Origin of the sequence: Bacillus sp. FJAT-14266 (assembly GCF_001719225.1) — a bacterium.
Classification (GTDB): Bacteria; Bacillota; Bacilli; order Bacillales; family Bacillaceae; genus Bacillus; species Bacillus subtilis.
This window is the reverse complement of the sequence record NZ_CP017072.1, coordinates 3,956,324-3,972,083: the sequence shown is the minus strand read 5'-3', so window position 1 is coordinate 3,972,083 and position 15,760 is coordinate 3,956,324. Positions and strand designations below refer to the sequence as shown.

Sequence of the window (15,760 nt, the reverse complement as noted above, 5' to 3'; positions counted from 1 at the left end):
AAATGTTCTGGTAAAACTGGTAAACTCAGAAAACTGTGTATTTTAGACTATTACTTTTTGATTAGTTGGAGGGAACTTAAGAAGGATGAAAGGGGCCGCCTTTGTGAAGAAAGAGGGACTGAAACAAAAAGCACTGGAAATCGGCCGGGTGCCGACACACTTAAAACTGGAAATTGAAGATTATGGCGGTGATGACAAAAGAGCCTATTTTTGTTGGACAGATCCTCAGGATGAGAATACCGGCATTATCGTGGAGCTTGGACCGGACGGAGAGCTGGAATCCCTTTCCCGTGATATTGAGCCTGAAAGCGGAGAAAGGCTGTCTGAGGAGAAACTAGAGGATATCATGCGCCAATTTGTCGAGACTCATCATCCGGGGGCACTCTCTGCCTTTGTTCGTGAAGAAAATGACCGTGCATACGGCGATAAAGTGAGATTTTCATATGTTCAAATGGAGGCTGGGCTTCCTCTCCCCATGAGCGGATTTATGGCTGATGTTTCCTTATCAGGTGAGATTGTTTACTTCCGTTATTACGGCGAAGCGGGCAGCATCATCAAGCCAAAGCGGGTCGCGGATGTTGAAGAGGCACTTGCCTTTATCAAGAAGGACGTGGAGTTCGACCTTTTGTTTGAGGTTCTCCATCGTTCTGTTTACAAAAACGGAGATGATCAGCCGCATTTGGTGTACGAGCCTGAAGGTAGGGCGATTACCGTACCTGCGGATTTGGTTCAAGAAGAACAAGCAGTTGATGATGACGATGATTACAGGGAGCCGGAGAGCTTTCCTCTCCCTTTATTCGAGGGCATCCGCGAAAAGGCCGATCCTGACAGCATGATTGGTATTGAAAATGGGTTTGTCAAAGAGCGGGAAGCGGATTTGGGAGATGGGAGAATTGGAATCGTTTGGCGGAATCCGGATGACCCTGTGTATCAGCCGGCGGATAAAAGCATGGACAGCTGGTTTAAGGGACGGACTCATCAAGTGCTGAAAACCATCTATAACAAAGAAACCGGAAAACTCGAAGGCGTCATGTCATTTATGGAGAAAAAAGGGCCGCTGACAGTAACCTTGGCAGAGTGTGAAAAAATCGCGCTTCGCTTTCTATTTGCTTTATTTCCGAATGCCGATCAATATTTTAGGATCAGATACGACGAAAAAGATGAAGAAGAAAACGCAGTCGCTGGTTTTACGTTTGAAGCGCATTGTCACGGAGTTCCGCTCCGATTTGGGCAGATCAGAATTTGTGTCAGCCGCCAGACAGGGTATATCACCGTTTATATGGGACCGGATATTGACCCAAATAAGCTGGCAACCATTGATCCTGTGCCGGCTATTTCAGTTGAACAAGCCAAGTCTATCTTTTGGCAGCATTTTAAAGTTGAGCTTGGCTGGGAAAGAGAGTACGGGGATGATGAAGAACACAGCTACCGGCTCGTCTATAAGCCGGTGTATCCGCATTTTATCGATGCACATACAGGGGAGCCTGTCTTCAGCATATGGTGAAACAGCCAAAAGTCACGCAATTGCCTCAGATATAGAAGAGAGTATGTGATGAAAGTAACAGAAAGAATCTCAAAAAACAATGACAATAATAGAAAAGGACCTTTCTTCACTTTAAATGAAGAAAGGTCTTTTTATATAATAAACAGGATTCTCTTTGTCGTAGACTCTTTGAAAGGGATGACTTCATTGGTTAATAAACAGCTGAAAAAGAAGGCGCAGGAGATCGGAAATGTACCGACGCATTATGAGCTTGAGATAGAAGATTACGACCAAAAGCAAAAGAAGTACGGGCAGGCATATTTTATCTGGAAGGACCCTAAAGATCCGGAAAAGCACATTACAGTTGAACTTAGAAATGACGGCGCCTTGCTCACCTTTTCAACAACTGTCCACTCCGAGACAGACAAAAAACTTCCAGATGCCGAGCTGAAGCTGACGGCTCTTCAGTTTGCCGCTGCCAATCATCCCGGCACATTTATGAATTTTCATTTTCAAGGCAAGGAAGAAAGGGGGCAGCACATCCGGTTTGTCTATACCAAAATGGAGCTGGGGCTTCCGATTCCCAATTCAGGCTTTTTAATTGATATGACACGAAGCGGTCAGATTGTCCACTTTCTATATTACGGGGAAGGGCATAAAGCCGAAGTTCCGACGGAATTTGTAGCAAAAGAGAAGGTTGTATCCCATTACTTAAACACAATGTCTTTTGAGCTGATGTACGATGTCATTGATGGCGAACAGGAACCAAGGCTTGTATATGAACCGATTCTACCGGGATACAGCTATCCCGCAGATGTAGACGAAATTGTGCCCGACCAGCATATCGCAGATGAAAGAATAGAAAACACGGCGCCACTGCCGCCGCTTCAGAACAAGGAAGAAGTTGATATATTTGCCTTGCTGGGTTTTACCTCTGATATGCAGAAAGTCAGTGAAAGAGACTTTGGAGAACAAATTGGAAGCACGTGGCGCAGGGGCGCTGCGCCGGAGCGTAAGGATTTAAGCATAGGAAGCTATTTTGAAACGAGAAATAAAAATACAATCAAAATGAAGACGGATAAAAGAACCGGAAAATTAAAAGCAGCGCTTTCTTTTATGGACTGGCGGAACAACCTCCAATGCTCCACGGAAGAATGCCAAGAGATAGCGCTTCAATTTTTGTATGCCCTCTATCCGAGAGCGGCTGAGTTTTTCAGGGTGAATCCCGTCCGAATTGATGAAAGAGGGAGAGTCCGCAACCATTTTTCTGTCTGGTATAAAGGAGTGCCGCTGCGGTTCGGCGCTGCCCGCATCATTGTCAATCCGGAAACTGGGTTGATTGACGCTTTTATGGCGCCTGATATTGAACCTGAACAATTGGAAGCGATAAATCACAGGCCGGATGTTTCCGCTGAAGAAGCGAAAGAAGCATTTTTAGCCGCTTTTGATGTGAAACTGGAATGGCAGCCTGATTTTACAGCAGGCAGTGACCAGCACTGCAAACTTGTCTATAAGCCGGTTTACCCTTCCTATATTGATGCGCACATAAGGAAAAAGAAAAGGCTGTGAGGGGTGTCTAGTTAGGAATCATCTCCAAGTGGGGGTAGTCCTTGAATCGTTTCCAATCCCCGCCCCATTCGAAACCGAGTGTCTTAGCGATCTCGACAACCTCCAGCCAATCTGATTTTCCGTTTTGATTGCCGTCATATTCCATATCCCATATGATGCTGCCATCCTTTTTTTGAAGGGCGAAATCAATCGCTAAACCATAGTTATGATACGATTCCCCTCCTCTTGCATAGGTGACAATATTCCCTTTTTTTGTACGTCCCTGTTTATATAATTCATCTTGTTCCTTAAAGGACCTGAATCCTTCAGTAATGACGACGTCAATGCCTTTATTCGCTGCAGCGGCTTTGAGTGCATCGGCATTCTGCTTCACAATCGGATGAAGATCCGAGGGGACAGGCATGTCCTGCAAGGCGTTTTGAGAATGCCATTCATGCCGAATATAACTAAAACAAAGATCTAGAAGAAATAGAATACATAAGATAACAAATGTTTTTGCGGGTAAGTTCATATCGGTCTCACTTTCTCAAGATGTGCTGAATGTTAACGCTTTTAAGTGATTGACTCTCTCTAAAAGCGAACAGCTATGATAAAATATAACATAAATAGTAGCAGGAGGAAGGAGGCAGACCGATGAGAGCAAAGATTCCATCAGAAGAAGTAGCAGTAAAGCTGAATGAATGGTACAAGCTCATTCGCGCATTTGAAGCAGATCAAGCAGAAGCGTTAAAGCAGGAGATTGAATATGATTTAGAAGATATGGAAGAGAATCAGGACTTGCTTTTATATTTTTCTTTGATGGAATTCCGGCATCGAATCATGCTTGATAAGCTGATGCCGGTGAAAGACAGCGACACCAAGCCTCCGTTCTCTGATATGCTGAACGAAATTGAAAGCAATCAGCAAAAACTCACGGGCTTACTGGAATACTACTTTTATTATTTCAGAGGAATGTACGAATTCAAGCAGAAAAATTTCATATTAGCGATTGACCATTATAAACATGCCGAGGAAAAGCTCGAGTATGTCGAGGATGAGATCGAAAAAGCTGAGTTTCTTTTTAAAGTCGCAGAAGTGTATTATCACATCAAACAAACGTATTTTTCCATGAATTATGCGAGCCAGGCGCTTGATATCTATACGAAATATGAACTGTACGGTCGCCGCCGGGTTCAGTGTGAATTTATCATCGCCGGAAATTTGACCGATGTGTATCATCATGAAAAAGCACTGACCCACTTGTGCAGCGCTTTAGAACATGCCAGGCAGCTTGAAGAAGCGTACATGATCGCTGCTGCCTATTATAATGTCGGACACTGTAAGTACAGTCTGGGTGATTACAAAGAAGCGGAGGGCTATTTCAAAACAGCCGCCGCCATTTTTGAGGAGCACAACTTTCAGCAAGCTGTTCAAGCTGTATTTTCACTGACCCATATCTACTGTAAAGAGGGAAAATACGACAAGGCAGTAGAGGCTTATGACCGCGGGATAAAGAGCGCGGCTGAATGGGAGGATGACATGTACTTGACGAAATTCCGCCTCATTCATGAGCTGTATCTTGGAAGCGGCGACCTGAACGTGCTTACAGAATGCTTTGACCTGCTGGAATCCAGGCAGCTTCTTGCTGACGCCGAAGATCTGCTGCATGATACAGCGGAACGTTTCAATCAGTTGGAACATTACGAGTCCGCCGCTTTCTTTTACCGCAGGCTGATGAATATTAAAAAGAAGCTTGCCGAGCAGCGTTTTCAATAGGAAATGGCAGAGAACTACAGGTTCTCTGCTTTTTTTGTGCTGTTTTCAACTCGGAAAAACAGGGTATTTTCCACTGCATAGTGAGAAACAGAGGAGGATATCAAGTATGTACAAAGATTTAACCGGAAAAACAGCGATTGTGACAGGGTCTTCAAAAGGAATCGGGAAAGCCATTGCGGAACGGTTCGGACAGGAGAAAATGAATGTTGTTGTAAATTACCACAGCGACCCGTCTGGAGCAGATGAAACTCTGGAAATCATTAAGCAGAACGGAGGGAAAGCCGTCTCAGTTGAGGCGGACGTGTCAAAAGAAGAGGGGATTCAGGCGCTCTTGGACACAGCTTTAGAGCATTTCGGCACGCTCGATGTGATGGTAAACAACTCCGGTTTTAACGGCGTTGAGGCGATGCCGCATGAGATGAGTCTTGAAGATTGGCAGAGAGTGATTGATGTCAATGTTACCGGAACCTTTCTGGGAGCGAAAGCAGCACTTAACCACATGATGAAAAACAATATCAAGGGCAATGTGCTGAATATCTCAAGTGTTCATCAGCAGATTCCGCGCCCTGTAAACGTTCAGTATTCCACATCCAAAGGCGGCATCAAGATGATGACGGAAACGCTGGCGCTCAATTATGCGGATAAGGGAATCCGCGTCAATGCGATAGCGCCCGGCACCATTGCCACAGAATCAAATGTTGATACGAAAAAGGAAGAGAGCAGGCAAAAACAATTGAAAAAAATCCCGATGAAAGCCTTCGGAAAGCCTGAAGAAGTGGCGGCAGCAGCAGCTTGGCTCGTATCTGAGGAAGCAAGCTATGTGACCGGCGCAACACTTTTCGTCGACGGCGGAATGACACTTTATCCATCTCAGCTTGAATAGAAGACAAAACAGGGGGATTGCGGGATGAAAACAGACTGGTGGAAGGATGCAGTGGTGTACCAAATTTACCCGAGAAGCTTTCAGGACAGCAATGGAGACGGAATTGGGGACTTGCGGGGGATTATTTCCCGTCTTGACTACATAAAGGAGCTCGGGGCAGATGTGATTTGGATTTGCCCGATCTATCCTTCTCCGAATGTTGATTACGGCTATGATGTGACAAACCATAAGGCGATTATGGATTCTTACGGAACAATGGACGATTTTCACGAGCTGCTGGACCAGGTGCATCAGCGGGGATTAAAGCTGGTGATGGACTTTGTGTTAAATCACACCTCGGTCGAGCATCCGTGGTTTAAAGAAGCGGAGCTGGACAAAAACAGCAAATACCGTAGCTATTATTATTGGCGTCCCGGCACAAAGAACGGCCCGCCGACGGACTGGCTCTCAAACTATGGATGCCCGGTCTGGCAATACGAAGAGCACACCGGAGAATACTATCTCCATATGAATGCCGTCAAACAAGCTGATTTAAACTGGGAAAATCCCGAAGTTCGCCAGGCGGTGTATGACATGATGAAATTTTGGCTCGATAAAGGGGTCGACGGTTTGCGAATTGATCAGCTCCATCTCATTTCTAAGAAAGAATATCTTCCTTCGTATGAGGACTATATCAATCAGCAGGCAGAGCCGAAGCCCTTTCAGCCAAATGGCGAACGAATCCATGACTATTTAAAAGAAATCACAGATGAAGTGTTTTCTCATTATGATGTCATGTCTGTCGGAGAGGTCGGCAGTGTCACACCGGAAGAAGGCCTGAAATATACGGGAACAGATAAGCATGAGCTGAATATGATTTTTCACTTTCAGCATATGGAGCTTGATCAGCAGCCCGGAAAAGAACATTGGGATTTGAAGCCCCTTGAGCTTTCTGATTTAAAATCGGTTTTGACAAAATGGCAAAAGAAGCTTGAACATCAAGGCTGGAATACATTGTTTTGGTGCAACCACGACCAGCCCCGGATTGTGTCCAGATTCGGAGACGATGGGGAATACCGCAAAGCATCAGCGAAAATGCTGGCAGCCGTAATTTATTTTATGAAGGGCACGCCGTATATTTATCAGGGAGAAGAAATCGGGATGACAAACGCGCCGTTCACCCGGATTGAAGACTACAAAGATATCCAAACGATCAATATGTATCATAAACGGGTGTTTGAAAAAGGCTATGATCCAAATGATGTGATGAGATCGATCTTAGCCAAAAGCCGGGATCACGCCCGGACCCCGATGCAGTGGAACAGCGGCAAAAATGCCGGATTTACTGACGGCACGCCTTGGCTGAAGGTCAATCCGAACTTCACCGCAATCAATGTGGAGGAAGCGCAGGGAGATCCTGATTCTGTCTTAAACTATTACAAAAAGCTGATCAGCCTGAGAAAGCAGTACGCTGACCTCATGAAAGGGAGCTTTGATCTTTTGCTTCCGGACGATCCGCAGTTGTTTGTATACATGAGAGAAAACAGTAAACAACAGCTTTTGTCGGTCAATAATTTTTCAAAAGAGCAGGCTGTTTTTCAGTGGCCTAAGAACTGCGGCAAAGCTCAGGCCTCACTGCTTCTCAGCAATTATAACAACGATGATCTTGATGACGAAATGGTGTTCCGGCCTTATGAGAGCAGGGTCTATCTTCTGGACAAAACAAACTAATGATTGAAGTAGCCCGGCATTTTTAGCCGGGTTTTTTTAGTACATATATTCGCTCTGCAGGCGGGAAGAATAAATGAAAATGAAATTTATTCTTGCAAAACGTAATGACTTCGGTTTATTATGATATAGGATTACAAAATCGTTATCATTTTGATTTAAAGTTACTGAAAAAGAGGGGATATACGATATGTTTAAAAAATGGAGCGGTTTGTTTGTGATTGCAGCGTGCTTTTTATTAGTTGCAGCATGCGGCAACTCATCAACAAAAGGGTCGGCGGATTCAAAGGGTGATAAACTGCACGTTGTCACAACGTTCTACCCGATGTATGAATTCACAAAACAAATTGTAAAAGACAAAGGCGATGTGGATCTGTTAATCCCATCTTCCGTTGAACCGCATGATTGGGAACCGACGCCGAAAGACATTGCCAACATTCAGGATGCTGATTTGTTCGTTTATAATAGTGAATACATGGAGACATGGGTTCCGTCAGCTGAAAAAAGCATGGGCCAAGGCCATGCCGTTTTCGTTAATGCAAGCAAAGGCATTGATTTAATGGAAGGCTCTGAAGAAGAACACGAAGAGCATGATCATGGGGAGCATGAGCACAGTCATGCAATGGACCCTCACGTATGGCTTAGCCCTGTTCTGGCACAGAAGGAAGTTAAAAATATTACGGCTCAAATCGTGAAGCAGGACCCGGATAACAAAGAATACTATGAGAAAAATAGTAAAGAATATATTGCAAAACTGCAGGATCTTGATAAACTATATCGTACAACCGCAAAAAAAGCGGAGAAAAAAGAATTTATCACGCAGCATACAGCTTTTGGCTATCTGGCAAAAGAATACGGCTTGAAGCAGGTTCCGATTGCAGGGCTTTCACCTGACCAAGAACCGAGCGCAGCCAGCTTGGCAAAGCTGAAAACATATGCCAAAGAACATAATGTAAAAGTTATTTACTTTGAAGAAATTGCATCCTCAAAGGTCGCAGATACGCTCGCCAGTGAAATCGGCGCGAAGACAGAAGTGCTGAATACACTGGAAGGCTTGAGCAAAGAAGAACAGGATAAAGGTTTAGGGTATATCGACATTATGAAACAAAACCTCGATGCCCTGAAAGATTCACTATTGGTTAAATCATAAGATAGTGTGCGCCGGAGGGGTGCACACTATTTCTTTGTGAGAAAGGAAGATTAACATGAATCTCGTCTCATTGAAAGATATCGTTTTCGGCTATTCCCATACGCCTGTTTTAGATAAAGTATCACTTGATATTGAAAGCGGTGAGTTCGTCGGCATCACTGGACCAAACGGCGCCTCTAAATCGACGCTCATAAAGGTAATGCTCGGCATGCTGAAACCGTGGGAAGGCACAGTGACGATCAGTAAAAGGAATACAGAAGGGAAACGCCTGACCATAGGGTACGTCCCGCAGCAAATTTCTTCATTTAATGCCGGATTTCCGAGCACGGTGCTGGAGCTTGTTCAGTCAGGCCGCTATACAAAAGGGAAATGGTTTAAACGTTTAAATGAAGAAGATCATCTTGAAGTAGAAAAAGCATTGAAAATGGTGGAAATGTGGGACCTCCGCCATCGTAAAATCGGTGATTTATCAGGCGGACAGAAACAGAAAATCTGTATCGCCAGAATGCTCGCCAGCAACCCGGATCTGCTGATGCTGGACGAACCGACGACAGCTGTTGATTACGACAGCAGAAAAGGATTTTACGAATTTATGCATCATCTCGTGAAAAATCACAACCGCACAGTTGTGATGGTTACTCACGAACAAAACGAAGTACAGCAATTTTTAGATAAAGTGATTCGATTAGAGAGAGGAGAAAAAGGCGGATGGAAATGTTTGACTTGGAATTCATGCGACGAGCTTTTCTAGCAGGCGGCATGATCGCCGTCATGGCTCCGATACTAGGAGTGTATCTCGTTCTCAGAAGACAGGCCTTAATGGCTGACACACTTTCACATATCTCATTGTCAGGTGTTGCCATCGGCTTTTTTCTCAGCACCAATATAACCGCAGCAAGCATAGTCGTCGTGACCATCGGCGCGATCGGAATTGAATACATGCGGCGGGCGTATCGGACTTATTCAGAAGTGTCCATTGCCATCTTAATGGCAGCTGGTTTGTCCTTCGCGATGTTTTTAATCAGCCTTTCCAAAGGCACAGCCAATATGAGCATCGATCAATACCTATTTGGATCGCTTGTGACAGTAAACCAGCAGCAGGTCTATATTATCAGTATTATCACACTGCTGATCCTGCTTTATTTTATTGTACTGAGAAGGCCGCTCTACCTGCTGACGTTTGATGAAGCTACAGCCAAAACATCGGGAATCAATACAAACGTTCTCTCGTTGTCATTCAGTATTGTCACAGGCCTTGCGATTTCAGTCATTATTCCGATCATCGGGGTCCTTCTTGTATCGGCCCTGCTCGTATTGCCGGCAGCCTTCGCCATCAGAATTGCAAAAGGCTTTAACATGGTTTTCATTACAGCCATACTCATTTCATTATTCAGCGTATTTACGGGACTGACATCATCCTATCAGCTCGGGACGCCGCCAGGTCCGTCTATTACCCTGCTATTGATCGTTTTGCTATTAATCGGATTTGCAGTTCAGGGAGTTTGGACGTTTATCAAAAAAGAAGCTCAGCGCAAAAAAAGAAGCCGATAACATGAAAAGCAGTTTTCCCTAGGGAAAACTGCTTTTTTTATAGAAACAATTCGGCAAGGCGCTCATAAGATTCTTTTTTCGCCTCAAAATCAAACACATTGCACAGAACCATGATTTCATTTGTTTCGTAGCAGCCTGTGAGGTCTAACAGCTGTTGTTTGACAGTGGTGGGAGAACCGATCACCATCCGCTTTCTGTTTTCTTCTATGAGTTTTTTATCGGACGCTGTATAGGGATGAGCTTTCGCTTCCTCGATGCTTGGCACGCGGCTGTCCAAGCCTTTTCCGACGCGAAGAAGCCACAGATCCTGGCTTAATGCGAGTTCTTCTGCCTCTTCATCTGTTTTTGCGCAAATGACAAAAATCGTAAACAGTGCGGATGGATTCGAAAAATGGGCTGAGGGCCGAAAGCTTTCCCGGTAGATGCGGAATGCATTTTCTCCTCGCTCGGGATTAATGAAATGCCCAAATACATATCCAATCCCCTGGTGCGCCGCGCGTCTTGCGCTGTTTTCACCAAGACCGAGCACCCATAGCTCGGGTGCCGTACCAATAAGGGGCGCCGCTTTGATTCCGGCATACGGATGGTCGGGAGGAAGGGAATCTGTTAGAAAATAAGAGACATCCTGCAGCTGTCTGTTAAATTCGGTTAAGCTTTTTTTCACCCCGTCCGTTAATGCAAGTCTGGTTTTTGTCGTGCCGCCGGGGGAGCGACCGACGCCGAGGTCAATCCGGTTTGGATACAGGGCCTCAAGCTGGCGAAAGGTTTCAGCCACTTTAAATGGGCTGTATTGGGGCAGAAGCACGCCGCCTGATCCGACACGAATGGTGTTTGTCTGTGCTGCGATGCGGGCGATCATGATTTCAGGCGCTGTGCTTGCCAGTCCTTTCGTGCTGTGATGCTCGGCAAACCAATAACGCTTATAGCCCCACTGTTCGCTTAATTGGGCAAGCTCAACCGAATGCTGGAGAGTTGTCACAGGGCTTTCTCCTTTAGAAACAGGTGCCTGATCAAGTATGCTTAAATGAATCAAAAGGCCGCTTCCTTTCTGTCTGTTTTTAGATGGTGACACCAGAATAGGCAAAATGACTTGCCCGCGTCAAATGGTTTGTTTAAGAAGCGCACTTTATAGCATTTGCAAATCATATATCAAATATGGAAGTTTTTTTTCGAGGTTTTTCGTCAATTATTCTTAACTTTTACGAAACTTTGATATAATAACAAACGTATATATTAGTAATTTACGGCTTATTTTCCTTGTGAGCGTAAAAATAAATGTGACTATCTTCACATTTTGATGAGTAGGAGTGAATCGTGTGGCAATTTCTTTAGAAAAAGGTCAACGAATTGATTTAACAAAAGGAAAAGCCGGTCTGTCAAAATTGATGGTCGGTCTCGGCTGGGACCCAGTGTCCTCAGGCGGAGGATTCTTCAGCAAACTGCTTGGCGGAGGCGGTCCGAATATCGACTGTGACGCTTCAGTGCTGATGCTGGAAAACGGAAAATTCACCGATAAGAAAAACCTGATTTATTTCGGCAACCTGAAAAGCCGCTGCGGCGGTGTACAGCATACAGGCGACAACCTGACGGGTGACGGTGCGGGCGATGACGAGCAAATTATGATAGATTTAGATAAAGTGCCTGGAAACATCGATAAGCTTGTATTTGTAGTGAACATTTACGATTGTGTCAGAAGAAAACAAGATTTCGGCATGATTCAAAATGCGTTTATCCGCGTAGTTGATCAATCTAATCACGAGGAAATGCTCAAGTACAATTTGAGAGACAATTACGCCGGCAGAACAAGCCTGATTACAGCAGAAATCTACCGCAGCGGCAGTGAGTGGAAGTTTGCGGCGATTGGTGAAGGCACAAACGATACGAGATTAGAAGATATTATCAGCCGATACGTATAAAAGAAAAGGAGTGGATGAAACATGACAATTTCATTGGCAAAAGGACAAAAAGTAGATTTAACAAAAACAAATCCGGGTCTTTCAAAGGTTGTTGTCGGTTTAGGCTGGGATACGAACAAGTATGACGGCGGGCACGACTTTGATCTTGACTCAAGTGTGTTTCTGTTAGACGCTGCAGGCAAATGCGCGTCACCAAACGACTTTATTTTCTACAACCAGCTTGAAGGCGGCAACGGTTCAGTCGTTCATTCAGGCGACAACCTGACTGGTGCTGGCGAAGGCGACGATGAGAATGTAAAAGTAAATCTCAGCGCTGTACCGGCAAACATTGATAAAATCTCATTTGTTATTACCATTCACGATGCAGAAGCGCGCAGCCAAAACTTTGGACAAGTATCAAACGCGTTTGTCCGCATCGTAAATGAAGAAACAAATGAAGAGCTCATCCGTTACGATCTTGCAGAAGATTTCTCTATTGAAACGGCAATCATTGCAGGGGAGCTTTACAGACATAACGGCGAGTGGAAATTCTCAGCAATCGGCTCAGGCTACCAAGGCGGCCTTGCCCGCATTGCAACAGACTACGGTTTGCAAGTCGGTTAAGACAAATACGAAGAGCAGAAAGGAGAGAGGCAGTATGGCCATTCAATTATCAAAAGGACAGCGCATTGATTTAACAAAAACAAATCCGGGACTGACAAAAGCGGTGATCGGCTTAGGCTGGGATACAAACAAGTACTCCGGCGGACACGATTTTGACCTGGATGCTTCGGCCTTTTTAGTTGATGCGCATGATAACTGCGTAAATGATCTCGATTTCGTCTTCTATAATAACCTTGAACATCCGAGCGGCGGTGTCATCCATACGGGTGACAACCGCACGGGTGAGGGCGACGGAGATGATGAGCAGATTATCGTTGATTTCTCAAAAATCCCTGCTCACATTGAGAAAATCGGCATCACAGTGACCATTCACGACGCTGAAGCACGCAGCCAAAACTTTGGACAAGTTTCCAATGCATTTGTCCGCGTTGTGGATGAAGAAACGCAGAATGAGCTTCTTCGCTTCGATTTGGGAGAAGACTTCTCCATTGAAACAGCTGTTGTCGTTTGTGAGCTTTACAGACACGGCGGCGAGTGGAAATTCAATGCAATCGGCAGCGGATTTTCCGGCGGGCTGGCTGCATTGTGCCGGAATTACGGTTTGCAAGTGTAAGCGAGTGACAAATAGAGAAGTCACCGTTTCAAATTATAGGAGGAAAAAACTTGGACTTTTTACATCATATTTTGTCTACGTATGCTTCATTTTTCGATTGGAAAATGTGGGGGGAAGTTCTGACTGATCCTGTTTCCTGGGGTTTGATCGGTTCCCTTGTTGTTCTGGAAGGCCTTTTATCGGCCGATAACGCGCTTGTTCTTGCGGTCATGGTTAAACACCTGCCGGAAAAACAGCGGAAAAAAGCGTTAACGTATGGTTTGTTTGGAGCTTATATTTTCAGGTTTATTTTCATCGGGCTCGGTATGCTTCTCATTAAATTCTGGTGGATCAAGGTGCTTGGCGCGCTTTACCTGGCTTGGCTCGTCATTAAGCACTTCTGGATAGGCGAAAAAGAAGAGGAAGCGGACGGCATGAAGAAAAACTCTTGGATGGTCCGCACGTTCGGGATCTTCTGGGCGACTGTCATTTCAGTAGAATTAATGGATCTTGCCTTCTCTGTGGACAGCATCCTGGCCGCGTTTGCAGTATCTGAAAAAGTATGGGTGCTTCTGATTGGCGGTATGCTTGGTATTTTAATGATGCGTACAGTGGCAAAAGTGTTCCTTGTGCTGATTGATAAAATTCCTGAGCTGGAAAACACAGCATTCGTCTTAATCGGCATTATCGCGCTGAAAATGGCGGGGAGCGCTTTCCATTACGAAATGCCGCACTCTGTATTCTTCATTATCATTATCGCTGCATTTGCGGTAACATTGATCATTCACTACATCAATAAACAAAAGCAGGTGCGCGAACAAACAGCCGCTTCAAAAGAAGAATAAAACAAAACAAGGAGGGAGGTTCAATGTCCTTCCTTTTTTGTTACCGAAATATCGTTTCAATGACAAACCGGAAAGGAGGATATGATGAGACAAGAAGAACTAACCATTCATAAAGCACTTCCGGCTGATGGCGATTGGAAAAGCCTGCTGTTTCAGCCATTGCCGGAGCGGGATCACTATGAAACTGCACAAGGCCTTTCTTTTTCTCGTCTTGCCGGTCAGATATTGGGCACGCCTATTGATGAGACGGACTACTATAACGAGCTGTATGAGCTGTCTGTAAACGACCGCATAACGATTTTGAGTGAAACGCTTGATAAAACAATCGAACCGGAAACATTTCAAAAGCTTCAGCATATTCATTCCATCAATCAGAAAGAAAAAGGGCTGTCAGTCAGCCGCTTTGTTGCCTTTCTGGACGGGGAAAAGCTGATTGCGAAGCACTCAAATCCCTTGATGCACCGCCATTTAAGAAAAGCGTTGATGACGCTTTTACATACCTTTGCGGACAGTCATGAAAAGGGGCTGAATCATCCTGATTTTCGCAGAGTGCTGCTTGATGTCTCGAAGTTTTCCTTAAACCATCTGAACCCTTGGCTGGAAAAAACCGATATAGAGCGGGAGATGCCGAAGGTTGTTTGGTATGGAGATGCGACGAAAAGCCAGCTCTATTTCTTATATTATCTGATGCTGGTCGGCTGTGATGTACTGCTGTTCCATCCGGCGGGAACGGATCAGCTGGCGCTTGTCGACCCGAAGCAGGAGCTCGGTTTTACGGAAAAGCTCCCGGATGTTTCGGAGCTTCAGCCGTTTCCGAAAGAAAAACCAGACCGGAAATCAACAGTGGCTTACCGCTCAACAAAGGAAATTGAACATGTGCTGAATCACGAGGAATCCATGCTATATAAGCCGTGGCAGTTCAGAGATCACACACCGGTGTCCGTTACGCTGAAAACGACCTATGATGAATTGTTTTTAATCACGAAAGAACGCGCCTTTATTCGGCCGAATTTCAAAGCTGATAAACATTCCATTGAGATTCCGAATGTATTCGCCAAAATTATGGGCGTGTCGAAAGACAATAAGGAATATTGGAACAGGCTTCATACTCTAGCGGATTATCAGGAAACAGAAATGGTCAGAAGCTTTCCATTTACAGAAGAAATAAAGTCGAACTATCAATTTCACTACAGCCACGCACTTGATCAAGAAGGGAACATTGATCCGGACAAGCTGATGGCAAGCAATGTGTGGCAGTACAAACAGCTGCCGGCGGGCGTTCAGACTGCCATTGCCAAAACGATTTCGAGAATGTGCAGGTACCCGCGGCTTAAAGCCTTGCATCAGGAACAAGTCAAGGATGTTCAAATCTATTTGTTTAAACAAACAACAAACCTGCCTGCTAATCTGCTGAAATTGATTCAAATGTTCGACTATGCGCAAACCGTTCCGAAACTCGTTTTATATCATACGGAAATGAGCGGCGGACTCACGCGTTCGGATGCTGCCGCCCTGCTGTTCCTGAATGAAATCGGAATCGATATCATCATTTATAATCCGCCCGGACACCAAGATATTGAGCAGTTTATTGAAGAGGATCAGTATGATATCCACTGGCTGGATGACATGGTGTTTCAGCAGGACTACAAAGAGCCTTCGCTTGTGAAAAGGCTCTTCAGAACCATTACCCAAAAATAAGGAGAGAA

At 44.9% G+C, this 15,760-nt stretch carries 15 protein-coding genes; 13 read left to right on the top strand and 2 right to left on the bottom strand.

Annotated features, from left to right (window positions below):
* Positions 1-85: 85 nt before the first annotated feature.
* Positions 86-1,504 carry a YcdB/YcdC domain-containing protein gene (locus BGM23_RS20480; RefSeq protein WP_046664294.1) on the top strand — a complete coding sequence of 473 codons (1,419 nt, stop codon included), beginning with the start codon at positions 86-88 and terminating at the stop codon, positions 1,502-1,504.
* 186 nt (positions 1,505-1,690) lie between these two features.
* Positions 1,691-3,052: a YcdB/YcdC domain-containing protein gene (locus tag BGM23_RS20475; protein WP_010886397.1), complete on the top strand. Its 1,362-nt coding sequence runs from the start codon at positions 1,691-1,693 to the stop codon at positions 3,050-3,052.
* Between the two features lie 7 nt (positions 3,053-3,059).
* Here BGM23_RS20475 and cwlK read toward each other — a convergent pair whose 3' ends face one another.
* Positions 3,060-3,563: a peptidoglycan L-alanyl-D-glutamate endopeptidase CwlK gene (gene cwlK / locus BGM23_RS20470; protein ID WP_009966473.1), complete on the bottom strand. Its 504-nt coding sequence runs from the start codon at positions 3,561-3,563 to the stop codon at positions 3,060-3,062.
* Between the two features lie 122 nt (positions 3,564-3,685).
* On the opposite strand from cwlK, the gene rapJ reads away from it, so the two are divergent.
* The 6 genes from rapJ (at position 3,686) to znuB (ending at position 10,098) form a co-directional block, all read left to right on the top strand.
* Positions 3,686-4,807 carry a response regulator aspartate phosphatase RapJ gene (gene rapJ / locus BGM23_RS20465; protein WP_003246478.1) on the top strand — a complete coding sequence of 374 codons (1,122 nt, stop codon included), beginning with the start codon at positions 3,686-3,688 and terminating at the stop codon, positions 4,805-4,807.
* 106 nt (positions 4,808-4,913) lie between these two features.
* Positions 4,914-5,690 (top strand): SDR family oxidoreductase, encoded by a 777-nt coding sequence (locus BGM23_RS20460; RefSeq protein ID WP_019712418.1) that lies wholly within the window; start codon positions 4,914-4,916, stop codon positions 5,688-5,690.
* A gap of 24 nt (positions 5,691-5,714) precedes the next feature.
* Positions 5,715-7,400, top strand: a complete 1,686-nt coding sequence (locus BGM23_RS20455; protein WP_003234736.1) for a glycoside hydrolase family 13 protein — start codon at positions 5,715-5,717, stop codon at positions 7,398-7,400.
* A gap of 187 nt (positions 7,401-7,587) precedes the next feature.
* Positions 7,588-8,547 (top strand): metal ABC transporter substrate-binding protein, encoded by a 960-nt coding sequence (locus BGM23_RS20450; protein ID WP_003234733.1) that lies wholly within the window; start codon positions 7,588-7,590, stop codon positions 8,545-8,547.
* 55 nt (positions 8,548-8,602) lie between these two features.
* The gene (gene znuC, locus BGM23_RS20445) at positions 8,603-9,298 is read left to right on the top strand and encodes a zinc ABC transporter ATP-binding protein ZnuC (RefSeq protein ID WP_003234730.1); all 696 of its coding nucleotides are present in this window, start codon (positions 8,603-8,605) and stop codon (positions 9,296-9,298) included.
* Positions 9,256-10,098 carry a zinc ABC transporter permease ZnuB gene (znuB, locus tag BGM23_RS20440; RefSeq protein ID WP_003246340.1) on the top strand — a complete coding sequence of 281 codons (843 nt, stop codon included), beginning with the start codon at positions 9,256-9,258 and terminating at the stop codon, positions 10,096-10,098. The genes znuC and znuB overlap by 43 nt, the downstream gene beginning before the upstream one ends.
* Positions 10,099-10,135: 37 nt before the next feature.
* On the opposite strand, the gene BGM23_RS20435 is transcribed toward znuB, so the two are convergent.
* A complete protein-coding gene (locus BGM23_RS20435; protein ID WP_003246351.1) occupies positions 10,136-11,131 on the bottom strand; it encodes an LLM class flavin-dependent oxidoreductase in 996 nt (331 codons plus the stop codon).
* 283 nt (positions 11,132-11,414) lie between these two features.
* On the opposite strand from BGM23_RS20435, the gene BGM23_RS20430 reads away from it, so the two are divergent.
* From BGM23_RS20430 to BGM23_RS20410, 5 genes are all read left to right on the top strand, one after another.
* Positions 11,415-12,014 carry a TerD family protein gene (locus BGM23_RS20430; protein WP_003234725.1) on the top strand — a complete coding sequence of 200 codons (600 nt, stop codon included), beginning with the start codon at positions 11,415-11,417 and terminating at the stop codon, positions 12,012-12,014.
* A 21-nt stretch (positions 12,015-12,035) separates the two neighbouring features.
* Positions 12,036-12,617 (top strand): TerD family protein, encoded by a 582-nt coding sequence (locus BGM23_RS20425; RefSeq protein ID WP_003234723.1) that lies wholly within the window; start codon positions 12,036-12,038, stop codon positions 12,615-12,617.
* A gap of 34 nt (positions 12,618-12,651) precedes the next feature.
* Positions 12,652-13,230: a TerD family protein gene (locus BGM23_RS20420; RefSeq protein ID WP_003241242.1), complete on the top strand. Its 579-nt coding sequence runs from the start codon at positions 12,652-12,654 to the stop codon at positions 13,228-13,230.
* A gap of 50 nt (positions 13,231-13,280) precedes the next feature.
* On the top strand, positions 13,281-14,054 hold the full coding sequence (locus tag BGM23_RS20415; RefSeq protein WP_003246458.1) for a TerC family protein: 774 nt from the start codon (positions 13,281-13,283) through the stop codon (positions 14,052-14,054).
* Between the two features lie 84 nt (positions 14,055-14,138).
* Positions 14,139-15,752 carry a YceG family protein gene (locus tag BGM23_RS20410; RefSeq protein WP_003246317.1) on the top strand — a complete coding sequence of 538 codons (1,614 nt, stop codon included), beginning with the start codon at positions 14,139-14,141 and terminating at the stop codon, positions 15,750-15,752.
* The last annotated feature ends 8 nt before the right edge of the window (positions 15,753-15,760 follow it).

Bases quoted from the DNA above. Each gene is read 5' to 3' on its own strand.
- BGM23_RS20450 (WP_003234733.1), top strand. From the start codon at position 7,588: ATGTTTAAAAAATGGAGCGGTTTGTTTGTGATTGCAGCGTGCTTTTTA.
- BGM23_RS20420 (WP_003241242.1), top strand. From the start codon at position 12,652: ATGGCCATTCAATTATCAAAAGGACAGCGCATTGATTTAACAAAAACA.
- rapJ (WP_003246478.1), top strand. From the start codon at position 3,686: ATGAGAGCAAAGATTCCATCAGAAGAAGTAGCAGTAAAGCTGAATGAA.
- cwlK (WP_009966473.1), bottom strand. From the start codon at position 3,563: ATGAACTTACCCGCAAAAACATTTGTTATCTTATGTATTCTATTTCTT.
- BGM23_RS20425 (WP_003234723.1), top strand. From the start codon at position 12,036: ATGACAATTTCATTGGCAAAAGGACAAAAAGTAGATTTAACAAAAACA.
- BGM23_RS20480 (WP_046664294.1), top strand. From the start codon at position 86: ATGAAAGGGGCCGCCTTTGTGAAGAAAGAGGGACTGAAACAAAAAGCA.
- BGM23_RS20455 (WP_003234736.1), top strand. From the start codon at position 5,715: ATGAAAACAGACTGGTGGAAGGATGCAGTGGTGTACCAAATTTACCCG.
- znuC (WP_003234730.1), top strand. From the start codon at position 8,603: ATGAATCTCGTCTCATTGAAAGATATCGTTTTCGGCTATTCCCATACG.
- BGM23_RS20410 (WP_003246317.1), top strand. From the start codon at position 14,139: ATGAGACAAGAAGAACTAACCATTCATAAAGCACTTCCGGCTGATGGC.
- BGM23_RS20460 (WP_019712418.1), top strand. From the start codon at position 4,914: ATGTACAAAGATTTAACCGGAAAAACAGCGATTGTGACAGGGTCTTCA.
- znuB (WP_003246340.1), top strand. From the start codon at position 9,256: ATGGAAATGTTTGACTTGGAATTCATGCGACGAGCTTTTCTAGCAGGC.